Source organism: Synechocystis sp. IPPAS B-1465, assembly GCF_003015225.1.
Lineage (GTDB): Bacteria > Cyanobacteriota > Cyanobacteriia > Cyanobacteriales > Microcystaceae > Synechocystis.
This window is the reverse complement of record NZ_CP028094.1, coordinates 2,714,169-2,729,561: the sequence shown is the minus strand read 5'-3', so window position 1 is coordinate 2,729,561 and position 15,393 is coordinate 2,714,169. Positions and strand designations below refer to the sequence as shown.

The following is a 15,393-nucleotide window of genomic DNA, read 5'->3' as shown; positions in this document are numbered from 1 at the left end:
GTCGGGATTTTTTTACCAGGTAACTTTGCCCCGTAAACCTTCGATTTTGCTGGGACCAATGCCTTTGACCCGGCCCAAGTCTTCTAGGGAAGTGAAAGCCTTTTGCTCCCTGGTGGAGATGATTTTTTCGGCGGTGCTGGGGCCAATGCCGGGTAAACTTTCCAGTTCCTCTTGACTCCCTCGGTTCAAATTCACCAAACGATTGGGAGTTGCTTTTGCCAGGGGCTTAGGGCTAGGTCGGGGATTGGCGCACTCCTGCTCCTGGCGATCGATGCGGGCTTGTACTGTGGGAGGTAAACCATATTCTGTGACGGCATAAAGTCGGTCTAATTCCCGTTGGTAATGGGCTGCTATTTGGGCATTCTGTAAAACCAATACCGTTTCATCGTTGTTGTGGTTAGCGGCGGGGGACCAATTGTGGGAGCCGGTGATCACGGTGTCATCATCCACCAGGGCAAACTTATGGTGTAATTTATCTCCCCTTGGTAGGGCCGGGGTACCGACAAATTCAGTTGGCAAAGCCCAGGGACTATTACCAGGTTGTTCTAGGCAGTCTTCTAGCAAAGTTACTCCCAATAGATCCAGCCCTTCGCTGTAGTAACGAAAGGCAAATCCCCGATCAATTAAAGCTTTAACCTCCGTGCCCGCTTGAAATCTTTGGTTGATCACATTAGATAATGCTTGTTCACTAAAAACAAACAATGCTAATTGAATTTTTTGTTGGGCTTGATTGAGGTATTGGGCAATTAAACCATTACTGGTGTTGGGAAAAGGGATTGCTCGGCGATCGGGGGAAAACTTTACTGTTACCGTTGTCTCTCCTACTTTTAGCACTTTAGCTGGTCTGCTGGGCTTATTAATACCAAAGAGACTGTCTTTTTCTGCTCCAGGCCCGTCCCCCCAAAGTAGATTAAATTCCTCTGTGAAAAGATGGGCGACAGCGGGGGATTGGACCACCAATAGGTTATTGGCGTTGCCTCGAGTAAAATTGTCATCATAGTCGCCATGCTGGTCGCTAGGGGTAAAGTTAGCAGAAGTTACAATGACCGTTTTATTATCCAGGACCATAAATTTATGGTGCATTAAGCCTGAGCCTTTACTGCCATCTTCTGTGTCGTCAATGAGGGGAATTTTCTGAGTGCGGAGAATTTCAATGGCATCCCGTTCTGCGCTTTCTGCGGGACTAATGCGACCGTCTTGATTTTGATCTAAATAGGCTAGGGGACCACGGTAACGGAAGGGATCCTTTTCTGTTTCTACTGCTTCTTTGATGGTTTGGTTATAGGTATTTTCCAGCACCAATCTGACCCGGACCCCGGTCTTTTGTTTCTCGACCAATGCCTGGGCAATGCGAGGTAAGCGTAATTCCTGTACTGCTAGGTCAATGGTGGACTGGGCTTGGTCAATTTGCTCCAGAATTATCTGCTCAAAATTGTCCCCCTGACGTTTAAAGTCGCGGTCTGGGTCAATGAAATCGGCTCCCTTGGCATTGTTGAGGTTAAAGTAAACCTGGATCTCCTCTTGTTGTGGTAAAGGATCTGGTCGGGCCAGGGATTGTCCTAACCCCAATGGATCAACTTTGCCAATGCCAATGACGGCGATCGCCACTAGTAGGGCCAGGGCAACAAAAATGACAACGGGGTTTGGTTTCCAGCCTCTGTTTAGTTTTCCCATGGTTCAATCTGGACGATCGCCAACTCGGTCTTACTTTTACCGCAGGGCTCACTACTCTGGCAATCGTTAAAGGATAAGGGTTGATAGGTGAGTTTGACCTTTTGGCCAATCAGGGCAACCTGTTCGCAAATTTCAAAGGCGGCGTATAGCCCCTGATACTGATTACCTTGACTGTCCATCAAGTCCACATAACAAGCTAAATCTCCATTGACCAACTCTGTGATGGTGGCAACTGTGGGCAAATTCGCTTCCATCGGCTCGGCCTGCACCGGGGGCAGTTCTTTAATTGCAGTGCATGCAACCGCACCAAAGCAGAGAGTCAACCATAGGGGAAAGGAAATAGGTTTCATTGGTGTTAGCACTTTGGTCATATTCTAATTCTCTTGGCCCAGGAGTTTTGCAATTGTTAAGGGGTAGTAATAATTTTGCCCTGGGCATCCATTACCATAATGTCCCACTGGCCGTCCTGGGCCACTTCAAACGCAATGCGATCGCCGTTGGCATTGATGACGGGATTTCTAGTGTCGGCGGCTAAATCAGCGGTTAAATTACGCTTTTGTTCCGTTTGGCGATCGTAAAGGACAATGTCAGTCTTCCCTTGGCGACTGAGGGCAAAGACAATATAGCGTCCGTCCTCAGTAATGGTGGGATGACTGGCCACCTGGTCCAGGGCATTGAGGCGGGGCAGGGTTTCCAGGCGGTTATTTTGGAGATTGTATAGATAAATTCCCTGGGTCCCGTTGCGGTCGGAGGTAAAGACCAAAAAGGGATAGGTGACCTGGGGAAAAATTTCCTCGGAGGCACTGTTAACGCCCCGGCCACTGCGGTCAAAGGAAAGACTCAAGTAACGGGGATAGCCACAACCCCCCAATAAAAGCAACAAACCTGCCCAAGTTAAAAACCGCTTGAGCAAGTTAGTGAATGTTTGGAGGTAAAGTCTGGGGGAAAGGGTATCCATATCCCTTCTATTTTCCCACCTTGACTCTAGTTAAGACGATGGAGTTGAGAGAGAACTAGAATTCCCGCACCGTGGGTTGGCCGTCAATAATTTCCCCTACCAAAATTACGTCCGCTACCCCCACAAATAGGCCGTTTTCTAACACACCGGGGAGATTGTTAATGGTTTTTTCCAACTCCGCTGGGTTGGTAATGGCATCAAATTTAACGTCAATGACGAGGTTACCTTGGTCAGTGACAACGGGGCCAGCTTTTTTCACCCCCATGCGTAGTTCTGGTTTACCACCTAATTTAGCTAAAGCTCGCATTACAGGAGTTAGGGCCATGGGAATCACTTCCACCGGCAGTAAAAAAGTGGAACCCAATTTATCCACCAATTTGCCACTGTCTACCACCACCAGAAAAGTTTCCGCCAAGGCGTCAACAATTTTTTCCCTGGTGTGGGCGGCCCCTCCCCCTTTGATCAAATTTTTCTGGGGGTCAACTTCGTCCGCTCCATCGATGGCAATGTCAATGCGATCCGCCACATCCAACGTGGTTAGGGGAATGCCATATTTACGGGCCAATACTTCCGCCTGAAAGGAAGTGGGAATGCCCACTACATTTTCCAATTCTCCTTTTTTCAGGCGATCGCCAATGAATTCCAGGGCGTAGGCGGTGGTGGAACCGGTACCCAAACCAACAATGGTGTTGGATTTAACTCGGTCAGCGGCGGCTTTACCCACTGCCTGTTTCATTAAGTTGGCCGCATCTAGCTCAGCCATAAAAATTTAACCTCCGTTATTTTTTGTTTTAAATTTTTTAATTAATGGACCAATCAGAGTGACATTGGGCAAAATCCTATCACTCCAAATTACCCAACCTTTCTCTAGGCTCTATGGCGTTTTTTATTAAACTCTAAACAGGACAAAGCAATCCGGCGATCGCCGAAATCTCTACAGTGCGAACATTATCAGAACAGTTCCGGTTCAGGAAAACCTGTGGACCTACTGGGCCGCTGTCAGTTTTTCTTTTAGTTGGGCCAACTGGTCTGCCCAACGGGGGTCGGGCTGGAAACCTTCAGAAGCAGTGCTGGTGTTAGTGCTAGTGGCCGCGGCTTTTTTATTAGTCCGTTTTTTATCGGTGCGGGGTTGCTTAGTTTTTTCCCCACTGGCCACCGGAGTTTCACTGCCCCCTTCTTCGTCATCCTTGGAGCGGGGGTTAGCCTTCTCGATTTTTAAAGGGCTATCCATGAAGGATTGACCATTATATTTCTCGATGAATTCATCCGCCGCTTCGTCAGTGGAAACCGTTACAAAAGCAAATCCCCGGCATTTACCCGTTTTACGGTCTTTGATAACTTTGGTGGAAACAACAGCATTGGCTTCTGCAAATACTTCCTGCAGTGCTTCCCGCTCAATGGATTCTTTGGGTAGGTTACCGACGTAGAGACGAATGGACATGATCTAAATACCTCCGGGGATATTTTCTGTAGGAGAAATTGCTCGGGCAAAGGGCCCTGTTGGATATTAAAAAAGTTGACTATTGGGCTAACAGTTAACCAAGTTTATGACGATAATAGACACCAGGCCATGGGGACAGTCCCGTCCGCCCCGGTTACTTTTCTTAATAATATCGGCTATTGTCCTCAAAACCAAACAGTTCGGCCCCCTGCAGTTATCCAATGGGAGTTAATAACAGGGAATGGTGGCATCAATCAAACGGGAATAAGCATCAATTCCCCCCACTACGTTTTTAACTTTACTAAAACCTTGATCCACTAACCAGTGGGCCATCTGGTCTGAACGGATGCCGTGGTGACACAACACTACGGTTTCTTTCTCCCCATCGTAGCGCTCCCGAATGGTGCCAGACCACTGGGCAAACTCGCTCAAGGATAGGGTTTCAAAGCCTGGCAGGGCCGCAATTTCCACCTCATGGGGTTCCCGCACATCAATCAACTGGCGATCGCCGTTGGGGTGAGCCAACATCAGAGCCAGATCCTGAACAGAAATTTCGATGGGCATGGAAGTCATACGCAGTGAGGTGGTAATTAGGGAGAAAAATGAATATCAAGGGCGGGGGGTTTGCCCCAGAATTTGCTCATTGAGCTGTCTGATTTGAGTGCCAGGATAATAAAAAGCCAAAATTTGTTCCGCCGACCAACCCAACTGGGACAGTTTATAAGAACCGAATTGACTCATGCCGACCCCATGGCCAAAGCCCCCCCCCACAAAGAAAACGCTTTGAAGTCGCTGGTTAGCATCGTAGGTGGGTTCCAGGTAAAACAAGGTACTGCGCGGAGGGCCAAAGGCACTGCGGGCTTCGTTCTTGGCTAATTCCACTACGCCTTTATCCGTTAGCACTTCCAGGAGCAAAATTCTGCCCGACGGCGATCGACGGGTAACTTTCATATCGTAAATAGTGGTGAAGTCCGCCAGGGGATGACGCCGGTTAGTCAGATACTTTTTCAAATCCTGATTCAACTCTGCCAACGTGGCCGGGTAGCGCCAGCGCAAGAACTTCCGCCCCGTCTCGTTAAAACCCTCCTGGAGGTTAATAAATTTACGGAAAGTAGCTTCATCGGCCAAACTTTGGGTAGATAAGTTCCAAATGGGCTGGGCCGAGTCGATAACTGCCTGGAGATAGGGCCGCTCTTCCCCATTCCACACATCGCTAAATTTAGCCGTCACCCCCCCCGCCGTGGAGGAGTAGAGGGCATCCACCAATTGATTGTTGTAGGTTAAAACCTGCCCCGCCGTTTCCTTGATCGCCTCATCGGCCCTGGGGGTAGTCCCACTTAAACCGTAGTAAACCTGACAGTGGGTGGTGGCACATAACTCGTAGCCATCGGCGGCAAAACGACGCCGGTTCTGCAGGGCATAGGTGCGGGCAATGATGGTTTGGGCCTTGGCGGCCGTGGGGGGAGCACCTGGGCCAATTTCATGGGGCACCACCCCCCGGAGATAGGTTTCCAGGGGCACATGGTTCACCAGAGTGTAATTGCCGTAGGAGTTGGGCTGGAGTTGTAACCAACCGCCATAGACAAATTTTTTCTCCCCTTCCGTAACTTGAATTTGATTTTTGGCCGCAGTGACAGTCACTCGGTCGGCGGGATAGCTTTGACCATTGATGACCACCATCGCCTGGGGCTTACTATCCAACAGTACACTTTCCAGGTAGGGCAATTGATGACCCTGCTTTTTTAGATCCGCCAGTAACCAACGGCGCACCAGGGGACTATCGTATACATCCCGTTTAGCCCATACTTGCCAACGTCCTGGCTGGGTAACTTCCACCGCAATGCCTTGAGCTTGCCAACGGAGAGCATCGTCTTCTGCTGTTTCAAAGGTGGCATGGTCTCCGAGCACTAATACTTCCGCCAATTTCCTTGGCACGGCCCGACGGCTAATGGCAATGGTGCCCTGTTTGCCCTGGAGAGTGACCTTTTCTCCCTGGTTGTTAACTGCGGTAAAGGTTAAGTCATCGTTGCCCACCCCGCTAATGGTCAGTTGGTCTCGGTCTTCATCCCCAAAGCGCTGCACGACCCCCACCTGGAGCAGCACATCCTTGGCAAAACTGGGTAAAGCTCCCCCAGCCACTAAGCCCAGGGCAATGACTAAGCCACCCACACGTTGGACAGCAACCTTCAGTAAGTTACGGGGGGGGGAAATAAACATAAATAATCAACGGCGATCTATATTGGCGAGGGAATCAAAGGCAATCTAGCATCCTAACCTATCATTTTTGCTCTGCCATCTGGAGGGGATGGGGACAGTGGCCCAGGGCTAACACCGATCGCCAAAGGGTTTGTGTTATTTTGAGGGAACTGTGTAAACGGCCTCCAGCACCGGCATTTTTCCTCACTTTGCCCTGATGGAGACTGGGACCGTCAAAGTTTTTCTGGATGGCGATCAACCTATGGCAATGGATTTACCCCTCAGGTTAAGCAATGCTCCCTCATTGGGCCAGGTTTTCACTCCGGTCAATGTGGCTATTTTGAGTTCCCTCGGCATCCATGGCTTTATTTTGGGCTTGGCTTTACCCCATTGGCAATGGCAAGAATCCGCTGGGGATAACCTGACAGACCGCAATCCCGTGGGAGTGATCGAATTAACTCCAGCAGAACAAAGTCGTTTACCAGAAACGGACATTTTTTCTAGCAGTGGCCTTTTTCCCACTGCCCCCAGTGGTAGTGACCCAGGTGCCATTCCCGCTGACCCAAATTTGCCCATTCCTCCTAGCGGCGACTACAACTATTCCTTGCCTTCGGGGCCGGGCATTATGCCACCGCCACCGGCCATGCCCAATTTACCGGCCTACCCCAATTTGCCCCCCCTGACTAGCTATGGCAATTTGAGCCGTTTACCCATCACTGGTCCCCCCATTCCTTCCCTACCCCGGTTCCCTTCCACCAGACAGATTCCCCGTCCCCCAGGCCTATTTGCTCCCACCCCAGACCAGGGCATGAATCCCCTGGGCCCCGGCCCCAACCGGCCTGATTTTGGACCCTTACCTCCTTCCCAGGGCACAGGCTTTATTACTAGGGCTCCCCAGGGCATTACTACTCCCCAGGAACCGGGTTTGAGGGCGGAGGGAGAAGACACTTCTCCAGAAAAGCTGCGGGAAAATACGCTGGTTTCCATTGCCCAGCAAGGCCAGGCTTTAAAAGCGAAGGACACCATTAGCGGCGCCTATCCCCCCATTGCCTGTCGTAATCGTACGGAAGCTACGGTGGTCTATAACGTTTTTCCCAGCGGTCAGAAAGATCTGGTGGGCCGCTCCCGCTATCCCATCTTCAATCAGCTAGCTGAACAGGCGATCGCCAACAGAACCTATGGTGAACCCACCCAGGTGACAGTTTCCTTTAAATATGATGCCGAGATTTGTGGTGGTGTGGATCAATTCATTCCCCCCGGTGGAGAAACCACCAATCCAGCAGTGCCGACTGTCCCTACGCCTTCCCAAGTTACCCCGGCCCCCACGATTAGCCCCGCCCCAGGCATAGCTCCTTCCCCTGCTCCCCTGCAGCCTCAGCCCACGCCTCCACCGGCGGTGCGGTCTTCCCCCATGCCCGATGCCCCAGCGCCCCGACGACAGCCCACTACCACTCCCAGTGATCCTCCTATGAACGTGGCTCCGTCCCCTACCCGTTCTGCACCGGCGCCAGCCCCAACAGCCACCCCAACCCCGACTTCATCTCAACCTTCTTTGCCGAAAACGAAGGGAGAAATGTTGCTACAACAAAATCAGGCTCCTTCCATTGTGCCGCCCCAACCCAATGGCAATAATGGGGAAACAGAAGCAGAAGAAACCCAAAGCCAAGCTCCTGGCCTGAACAATAACAATGGTTTGCCGGGGCCCATCCAATCCAAAAAGTAGTTAATGGTGTAAACGAACAAGCAACCATGACGGATTTAGGACAGGCCGGGGAAAGTTTGGTGGCGGCCTGGCTTGAACAGCAGGGCGGAAAAATCCTGCAACAACGCTGGCGATCGCCGTGGGGAGAAATTGACTTAATTACCCATTTTCCGGACACCAAAATTATCGCCTTTGTGGAGGTAAAAACCCGTAGCGGCGGCAATTGGGACCAGGGGGGATTGTTGGCGGTCAACGCCCGTAAGCAGGAAAAAATCTGGCAAACAGCCAACCATTTCCTTGCTAGTCAGCCCCAGTGGAGTGATTGGAACTGTCGTTTCGATGTGATGATCGTTTTTTCCCAGGGTTCCGTTCCTACAGGGGAGAATGCCGAGGGGAAGTTTGCTAATTTACCGACCAATTTCCAGATGGGCCAAACCATTGTCTGGCAAGGTTACCGCCTGCGGTTGGAGCAATATTTAACCGATGCTTTTGGAGGCTAGAGAAAAATGGGGAAAAATTAGTGGGATTCAGCTAACTCAGCTACTCTGTAAACGCCGCCGCAGATGATCCAATGCTTGGCAAGCACTCAAATATCTAATCCATTCCCGTCCCCGGCGATCGCCAAATTGCAACAAGATATGGCTAGCTTGACCATGGGGATCCGCCAGGCCAACGTACACTGTACCAATAGGTTTTTCCTCCGTCCCACCACCGGGGCCAGCAATGCCGGTAATGGCAATGCCCCAATCTGTACCCAGTCTTTCTTTCACTCCCAGGGCCATCGCCTCCGCTGTGGCTTCACTAACCGCCCCACAGTATTCAATGATTTCCGGATCCACCCCGAGAAGTTTAATTTTCACCTGATTATAGTAGGCAATGACTCCGCCCCAGAAGTAGTCAGAACTGCCTGGTTGATCGGTCAACAAAGCTCCTAAACCGCCGCCTGTGCAGGATTCCGCCACCGCTACGGTTTCTCCCCGTTCTCGCAACAGGGCCCCCACCACCGACGCAATGGTATCTTCATCCTGGCCAAAATAGTCCAAACCGGCGATCGCCTTAATTTCCTCTGCTATTGGATCAATAATTTCTTTGGCCAGGGCTTCCGAAGAAGCGGGACAGGAAATTCTCAAACGCACTTCCCCTTTACCGGCATAGGGGGCCACGGTGGGATTGGTCAAAGTGAAAAAATCCGTTACTTTTTCTGCCAGGGCCGATTCGCCAATGCCCTGAAAGCGCAACACTCGGCTGTAGATGGTGGTTTTTCCCCAGCCCTGGCTTTGTAGATAGGGCACCGCCACCCCTTGCCACATTTGACGCATTTCTGATGGCACCCCAGGGAAAGTCAAAATCAATAGGTCCGGTTGGGGATGCCAAATCATGCCTGGGGCCGTTCCCGTTGCATTGGCCAATAATTCTGCCCCCAGGGGAAGCAGAGCTTGCTTACGATTATTGGCGGCCATGGGGCGCCCCGTTTGGGCAAATTTTGCTTCAATATCGGCAATAACAGCGATGTTTTCCTGTAAAGGAGTCCGGAAAAAATCCGCTATGGTTTCCGTGGTCAAATCGTCCGGGGTAGGCCCTAATCCCCCAGTAAAAATGAGAATTTGGGCCCGTTCCCGGGCAATGGCGATCGCCCGTTTGATGCGCTCCGGATTATCCCCCACCACCGTTTGAAAATAATGGGGAATGCCAAGGCGGGCCAACTCCTGGGCTAAATATTGACTATTACTGTTAAGGATTTCCCCCAGCAATAACTCGGTGCCAACACAGATAATCTCAGCCGCCATGGAATTAAGCCCGCTAACAAGGAAACATCACTGGGTCATTAGAATGATCAAAACTACTTCTGGGGGAGAAGTTATACCTAGCCCTATCCATCTCAGCATTGCTAAACCAATCCAAGTAGATTTTCAATGTCTGAGATTGATTACTAAATATTTCTCCCAAAACCCTAACTAATTCGATGGGTTTTAGATAATTCTCCCCAGGAAACAATTAATAGAAATTAGGTTGATGGCGAATCAGGTTCAAAAACTCTTCTCTGGTTTTTTGTTCATTTTGGAAAGAACCAATCATGGCACTGGTCACTGTCCAGGAACCTGGTTTTTGTACACCACGCATTACCATGCACATGTGGGTGGCTTCCATCACCACTGCCACACCTTGGGGATCGAGGATTTCCTGTACTGCTTCGGCGATCTGCCTGGTGAGACGCTCCTGTACCTGGAGACGGCGGGAAAACATTTCCACGATGCGGGCCAGTTTGCTCAGTCCCACTACTTTTTGGTTGGGAATATAAGCCAAATGGGCCTTACCCATAAAGGGCAACATGTGATGTTCACACAAACTGAAAAAATCAATGTCCCGCACCAATACCATTTCGTTATGACCTTCGTCAAAAATGGCGCCATTGACTAATTTTTCCAAGGATTGGTCATAACCCTGGGTCAAAAATTGCATTGCTTCTGCTACCCGTTTGGGGGTTTTTAGCAAGCCTTCCCTTTCCGGATCTTCCCCTACTGACTCCAACATGACGCGCACCGCGTCCATCATTTTTTCTTTATTCAACTCAACATTTTCGGGATGATATTTCACCTCTTGCCCATTGTGGGTATTACGGTCAGGTAGGGAGGAAAGCTGATTCACTAATTTACCGGTGTTCATGCCGTTATTGATGGAATGGGAAGAAGCAATGGTCACAATAAACTGGAGGTTATGGGTATGTTTTTTAGCCCTAATGCTCCAATCGCCTTGATTGTATCGAATGATGCAGTCTCTAAAATTGTATCCGTAAAAGACCTCTGCACCGCCGACGGGTCTGGATTATGGGCAATAATCACAGTCGAGCCAGACTACCCCTGGAGGTAAACTCCGGGGCTGGAGCCATAAAGATTAGGAATTCATTAAGAAATGTAACAATCGACGTTCTAGATCATACCACGCCCCCACTGTCCGGCAGGGTGAACAGAGGAGACTTTCCCCTGTTACAGTGTCAGTGACAAAACAACTTTTTGGCATCGGTGCAGGTGGTGAGCCATGGCGGCCCAGATCATTGAAATTCTTTCCCCGGAGGAAATCCGACGTACCCTTACCCGTCTGGCTTCCCAGGTAATTGAGAAAAATAGTGACCTGTCGGAGTTGGTCTTACTGGGGATCTACACCAGGGGAGTACCCCTCGCCCATCAGCTTGCCCAGCAAATTGAAATGTTGGAACAAGTTAAAGTCCCCGTTGGGGCGATCGATGTGACTCTCTACCGGGACGATTTAAAACGGATCAAAACCCGCACCCCGGCTAAAACCAAAATTCCCCTCAGTTTGACTGGCAAAAGGGTTGTATTGGTGGATGACGTAATTTATAAAGGCCGCACTATCCGGGCGGCACTCAATGCGGTGACAGAATATGGTCGTCCCCAGGTAATTCGTTTATTAACTTTGGTAGACCGGGGTCATCGAGAGTTACCCATCCATCCTGATTTTGTTGGCAAAATCCTGCCTACAGCGGCGGAGGAACAGGTGAAAGTATATTTACAGGATCCCGATGGTCGGGACACGGTGGAGTTAATTAAAGGTTAATTTTCAACTCAAAATGCAGAATTTTTTTGTCATTGGTTTTCAATCCTGTCTGCGGCTTTTTGGTGCGTTTTGGATTTTTGGCGGCTTTCTGACCCTACAGGCGGCGCGGGAATCCCTCTTTTTAGACCGGGCCATAGAGGCGATCGCCTTAAAAAAACAGGATAAATTACTGAGCTATTTTTTATTTTTGGGTAGCATTTTCACTTTAGCCACCGGGATAACTTTGGTCTTAGCTAGTCGCTGGGTCTTTTTGCCCCTAACCCTGTCCATTGTTTCCCAAATTGTTTATTTCTCCGTGCAAAAACGTCGATTTAGTCGGGCCAAAACTGAGGAAGAAAGGGAAGATGCCCAGGTACAACCCACTACCATCAATGCTTTTAAGACTTCTTGCGTGGTGGCGATCGCCTGTGCCCTAGGCTGGGCGGTGGGGGCGATTAAATAGGATTCGGACCCGGATTTTTGGTCAATAAACCTGGATATGGGAACGGGTGGCGATCGCCGATAAAGCCTATACAATGATTGGGATCGAAATCCCCATCACGTCTCGGACAGTTTTACCTATGCCACGCCGCAACGACTTAAACAAAATTATGATTTTGGGGGCTGGCCCCATTGTTATTGGTCAAGCTTGCGAATTTGATTATTCGGGCACCCAGGCGTGTAAGGCGTTGAAGGAAGAAGGTTATGAAGTGGTGTTGGTAAACTCCAACCCAGCATCGATCATGACTGACCCGGAGTTGGCGGATCGCACCTACATTGAGCCGCTCATTCCGGAAATTGTGGAAAAAATTATTGAAAAAGAACGGCCGGACGCAGTTTTACCCACCATGGGGGGGCAAACGGCATTGAACCTGGCGGTATCTCTGTCTAAGTCCGGGGTGCTGGAAAAATATGGGGTGGAATTAATTGGGGCGAAACTGCCGGCGATCGAAATGGGGGAAGACCGGGAATTATTCAAGGAAGCCATGGCCCGCATTGGGGTTCCCGTTTGTCCATCGGGCATCGCCAGTAGCATCGAAGAAGCTCGGCAGGTGGCCCATGAAATTGGTTCCTATCCGTTAATTATTCGCCCTGCTTTTACGTTGGCAGGTACGGGGGGCGGCATTGCCTACAACCAAGAAGAATATGAGGAGATGGTGCAATACGGCTTGGATCAGTCCCCCATGTCCCAAATTCTGGTGGAAAAATCCCTGTTGGGCTGGAAGGAATACGAGCTGGAAGTGATGCGGGATTTGGCCGATAACGTGGTCATTATCTGCTCCATTGAAAACTTTGACCCCATGGGGGTTCACACTGGGGATTCCATTACCGTTGCTCCCGCCCAGACTTTGACCGATAAGGAATATCAACGGCTACGGGACTATTCAATTGCCATTATTCGGGAAATTGGCGTGGAAACAGGGGGGTCAAACATTCAGTTTTCCGTTAACCCGGCCAATGGCGATGTGATTGTGATCGAGATGAATCCCCGAGTCTCCCGTTCTTCGGCCCTGGCTTCTAAGGCCACGGGTTTCCCCATTGCCAAATTTGCGGCCAAGTTAGCAGTGGGCTATACCCTCAACGAAATTTCCAACGACATCACTAAGAAGACTCCCGCTTCCTTTGAACCCACCATTGATTACGTGGTGACCAAAATTCCCCGCTTTGCCTTTGAAAAATTCCCTGGGGCCGAGCCAATTTTAAACACCCAAATGAAATCCGTCGGGGAAGCCATGGCCATTGGTCGTACTTTCCAAGAATCTTTCCAAAAGGCGTTACGTTCCTTGGAAACAGGACGGTTCGGCTTCGGTTGCGATCGCCATGAGACTTTGCCGACGCTGTCCCATTTGCGTTCCCAGTTGCGGACTCCCAACCCAGAGCGGGTCTTTTCTTTGCACCATGCGTTTAATTTGGGCATGACAGTGGAAGAAATTCATGAGTTGACGGCGATCGATCCTTGGTTTTTAGACAAACTAGAGGATTTGGTCAAAACAGAAAAATATATGAAACAACGGAGTTTAAAAGACCTCACGGCCGCAGATCTGCGCTACATCAAACAACAGGGCTTTGGCGATCGCCAGATAGCCTTTGCCACCAAAACCACGGAAGACGAAGTGCGGGCCTACCGCAAATCCTTGGGCATTACCCCCGTGTATAAAGTGGTGGACACCTGTGCGGCGGAATTTGAAGCCTTCACCCCCTACTACTACTCCACCTACGAACCGGAAGAGTGCGAAGTATTGCCATCGGACAAACCCAAAGTGATGATCCTGGGGGGGGGGCCCAACCGCATTGGCCAAGGCATTGAATTTGATTACTGCTGTTGCCATGCCGCCTTTTCCCTCAGTGATGCGGGCTATGAAACCATCATGGTCAACTCCAACCCGGAAACCGTTTCCACCGACTACGACACGAGCGATCGCCTCTATTTTGAGCCGTTAACGAAAGAAGACGTTTTAAATATTATTGAAGCGGAAAACCCAGTGGGCATCATTATCCAATTTGGTGGTCAAACGCCTTTGAAACTGGCAGTTCCCCTGCAAAAGTATTTAAACAGTCCCGATTGCCCCGTGCAGACTAAAATTTGGGGCACTTCCCCTGACTCCATCGACACCGCTGAAGACCGGGAACGATTTGAGAAGATTCTCCACGAGCTGGAAATTAGCCAACCTCCCAACGGCATTGCCAGGGATTATGAAGAGTCCAGAGTGGTGGCCAACCGCATTAGTTATCCCGTTGTGGTGCGCCCTTCCTACGTGCTAGGGGGAAGAGCCATGGAAATCGTCTATTCCGATGAAGAATTAGAACGGTACATGACCTATGCGGTGCAAATTGAGCCGGACCACCCCATTTTAATTGACAAGTTTCTGGAAAATGCCATTGAAGTGGACGTGGACTCCCTCACCGATAGCACCGGCAAAGTGGTCATCGGTAGCATCATGGAACACATCGAAGAAGCGGGCATCCATTCCGGGGACTCCGCCTGTTCCATTCCCTACACCAGCCTTTCCGATAACGTTCTGACCACCATCCGCCAATGGACAGAACAATTGGCCCGGGCCTTAAACGTGGTGGGTCTAATGAATATTCAGTACGCAGTGCAGGGGGACCAGGTTTATATCCTCGAAGCTAACCCCCGGGCTTCCCGCACCGTTCCCTATGTCAGTAAAGCCACCGGCCGTCCTTTGGCCAAAATTGCTTCCCTGGTCATGTCCGGCAAAACCCTAGAAGAATTAGGGGTAACGGAGGAATTTATTCCCCAACACGTGGCCGTTAAAGAAGCCGTTCTTCCCTTCAGTAAATTCCCCGGGGCGGATACTTTGCTGGGGCCAGAAATGCGTTCCACTGGGGAAGTCATGGGCATTGACAGCGACTTTGGTAAAGCCTTTGCGAAGGCAGAGTTGGGAGCGGGGGTAATTTTAGCCACCACCGGAACGGTATTTGTGTCCATGAGCGATCGCACCAAAGAGGCGGCGGTGCCCGTAGTGCGGGAATTAATTGACCTGGGCTTTAAGGTTGTCGCTACCTCTGGTACCCAAAAAGTTCTGCGGGAACATGGCATTGAAGGGGTGGAAGTGGTGTTAAAACTCCACGAAGGGCGACCCCACGTCATTGACTGGATCAAAAACGGCCAAATCCAATTTATTATCAACACCCCCAGCGGCGAGGAGTCCCAGTTGGATGGCCGCACCATTCGCCGGGCTGCGTTGGATTATAAATTGCCCATCATCACCACGATCGCCGGAGGAAAAGCCACCGTTGCCGCCCTCCGCAGTCTGCAGGATCACCCTTTAGACGTTAAAGCATTGCAGGATTATCTAGGCTAGTTTGTCATGATTGGGACGCTCTAGACCCATTAAGCCTAGCTTG

Annotated in this window: 15 protein-coding genes; 5 read left to right on the top strand and 10 right to left on the bottom strand. The window is 50.4% G+C overall.

The window, feature by feature from the left end:
* Nucleotides 1-12 precede the first annotated feature (12 nt).
* From C7I86_RS12850 to C7I86_RS19415, 8 genes are all read right to left on the bottom strand, one after another.
* Nucleotides 13-1,674 carry a phospholipase D-like domain-containing protein gene (locus tag C7I86_RS12850; RefSeq protein WP_010873643.1) on the bottom strand — a complete coding sequence of 554 codons (1,662 nt, stop codon included), beginning with the start codon at nucleotides 1,672-1,674 and terminating at the stop codon, nucleotides 13-15.
* Nucleotides 1,662-2,024 (bottom strand): hypothetical protein, encoded by a 363-nt coding sequence (locus C7I86_RS12845; protein ID WP_223211286.1) that lies wholly within the window; start codon nucleotides 2,022-2,024, stop codon nucleotides 1,662-1,664. Before C7I86_RS12845 ends, C7I86_RS12850 begins: the two co-directional genes overlap by 13 nt.
* Nucleotides 2,025-2,080: 56 nt before the next feature.
* Nucleotides 2,081-2,632: a TolB family protein gene (locus C7I86_RS12840; RefSeq protein WP_010873641.1), complete on the bottom strand. Its 552-nt coding sequence runs from the start codon at nucleotides 2,630-2,632 to the stop codon at nucleotides 2,081-2,083.
* Nucleotides 2,633-2,687: 55 nt separating this feature from the next.
* Nucleotides 2,688-3,395, bottom strand: a complete 708-nt coding sequence (rpiA, locus tag C7I86_RS12835; RefSeq protein WP_010873640.1) for a ribose-5-phosphate isomerase RpiA — start codon at nucleotides 3,393-3,395, stop codon at nucleotides 2,688-2,690.
* Nucleotides 3,396-3,617: 222 nt separating this feature from the next.
* Nucleotides 3,618-4,073: an RNA-binding protein gene (locus C7I86_RS12830; RefSeq protein WP_010873639.1), complete on the bottom strand. Its 456-nt coding sequence runs from the start codon at nucleotides 4,071-4,073 to the stop codon at nucleotides 3,618-3,620.
* 228 nt (nucleotides 4,074-4,301) lie between these two features.
* On the bottom strand, nucleotides 4,302-4,646 hold the full coding sequence (locus C7I86_RS12825) for a rhodanese-like domain-containing protein (RefSeq protein ID WP_010873638.1): 345 nt from the start codon (nucleotides 4,644-4,646) through the stop codon (nucleotides 4,302-4,304).
* Nucleotides 4,647-4,682: 36 nt separating this feature from the next.
* On the bottom strand, nucleotides 4,683-6,290 hold the full coding sequence (locus C7I86_RS12820) for a SpoIID/LytB domain-containing protein (RefSeq protein ID WP_010873637.1): 1,608 nt from the start codon (nucleotides 6,288-6,290) through the stop codon (nucleotides 4,683-4,685).
* 61 nt (nucleotides 6,291-6,351) lie between these two features.
* The gene (locus C7I86_RS19415) at nucleotides 6,352-6,477 is read right to left on the bottom strand and encodes a hypothetical protein (protein ID WP_255345203.1); all 126 of its coding nucleotides are present in this window, start codon (nucleotides 6,475-6,477) and stop codon (nucleotides 6,352-6,354) included.
* 9 nt (nucleotides 6,478-6,486) lie between these two features.
* Here C7I86_RS19415 and C7I86_RS12815 point away from each other — a divergent pair, with 9 nt between their 5' ends.
* Together C7I86_RS12815 and C7I86_RS12810 are read left to right on the top strand one after the other, a co-directional pair.
* The gene (locus C7I86_RS12815; protein ID WP_010873636.1) at nucleotides 6,487-7,992 is read left to right on the top strand and encodes a hypothetical protein; all 1,506 of its coding nucleotides are present in this window, start codon (nucleotides 6,487-6,489) and stop codon (nucleotides 7,990-7,992) included.
* Nucleotides 7,993-8,018: 26 nt separating this feature from the next.
* Entirely contained in the window at nucleotides 8,019-8,471 is a 453-nt protein-coding gene (locus C7I86_RS12810) for a YraN family protein (RefSeq protein WP_010873635.1), read from the top strand.
* A gap of 36 nt (nucleotides 8,472-8,507) precedes the next feature.
* Here the strand turns inward: C7I86_RS12810 and C7I86_RS12805 are convergent, their stop codons facing one another.
* Complete coding sequence (locus tag C7I86_RS12805; RefSeq protein ID WP_010873634.1) at nucleotides 8,508-9,758, bottom strand: competence/damage-inducible protein A; 1,251 nt, start codon at nucleotides 9,756-9,758, stop codon at nucleotides 8,508-8,510.
* Between the two features lie 208 nt (nucleotides 9,759-9,966).
* Nucleotides 9,967-10,671 carry a GTP cyclohydrolase I FolE gene (folE, locus tag C7I86_RS12800; RefSeq protein ID WP_010873633.1) on the bottom strand — a complete coding sequence of 235 codons (705 nt, stop codon included), beginning with the start codon at nucleotides 10,669-10,671 and terminating at the stop codon, nucleotides 9,967-9,969.
* A 336-nt stretch (nucleotides 10,672-11,007) separates the two neighbouring features.
* Here folE and pyrR point away from each other — a divergent pair, with 336 nt between their 5' ends.
* The 3 genes from pyrR (at nucleotide 11,008) to carB (ending at nucleotide 15,350) form a co-directional block, all read left to right on the top strand.
* A complete protein-coding gene (gene pyrR, locus C7I86_RS12795) occupies nucleotides 11,008-11,544 on the top strand; it encodes a bifunctional pyr operon transcriptional regulator/uracil phosphoribosyltransferase PyrR (protein WP_010873632.1) in 537 nt (178 codons plus the stop codon).
* A gap of 13 nt (nucleotides 11,545-11,557) precedes the next feature.
* The gene (locus C7I86_RS12790; RefSeq protein ID WP_010873631.1) at nucleotides 11,558-11,986 is read left to right on the top strand and encodes a hypothetical protein; all 429 of its coding nucleotides are present in this window, start codon (nucleotides 11,558-11,560) and stop codon (nucleotides 11,984-11,986) included.
* Nucleotides 11,987-12,104: 118 nt separating this feature from the next.
* Nucleotides 12,105-15,350: a carbamoyl-phosphate synthase large subunit gene (carB, locus tag C7I86_RS12785; RefSeq protein WP_010873630.1), complete on the top strand. Its 3,246-nt coding sequence runs from the start codon at nucleotides 12,105-12,107 to the stop codon at nucleotides 15,348-15,350.
* Nucleotides 15,351-15,393 lie beyond the last annotated feature (43 nt).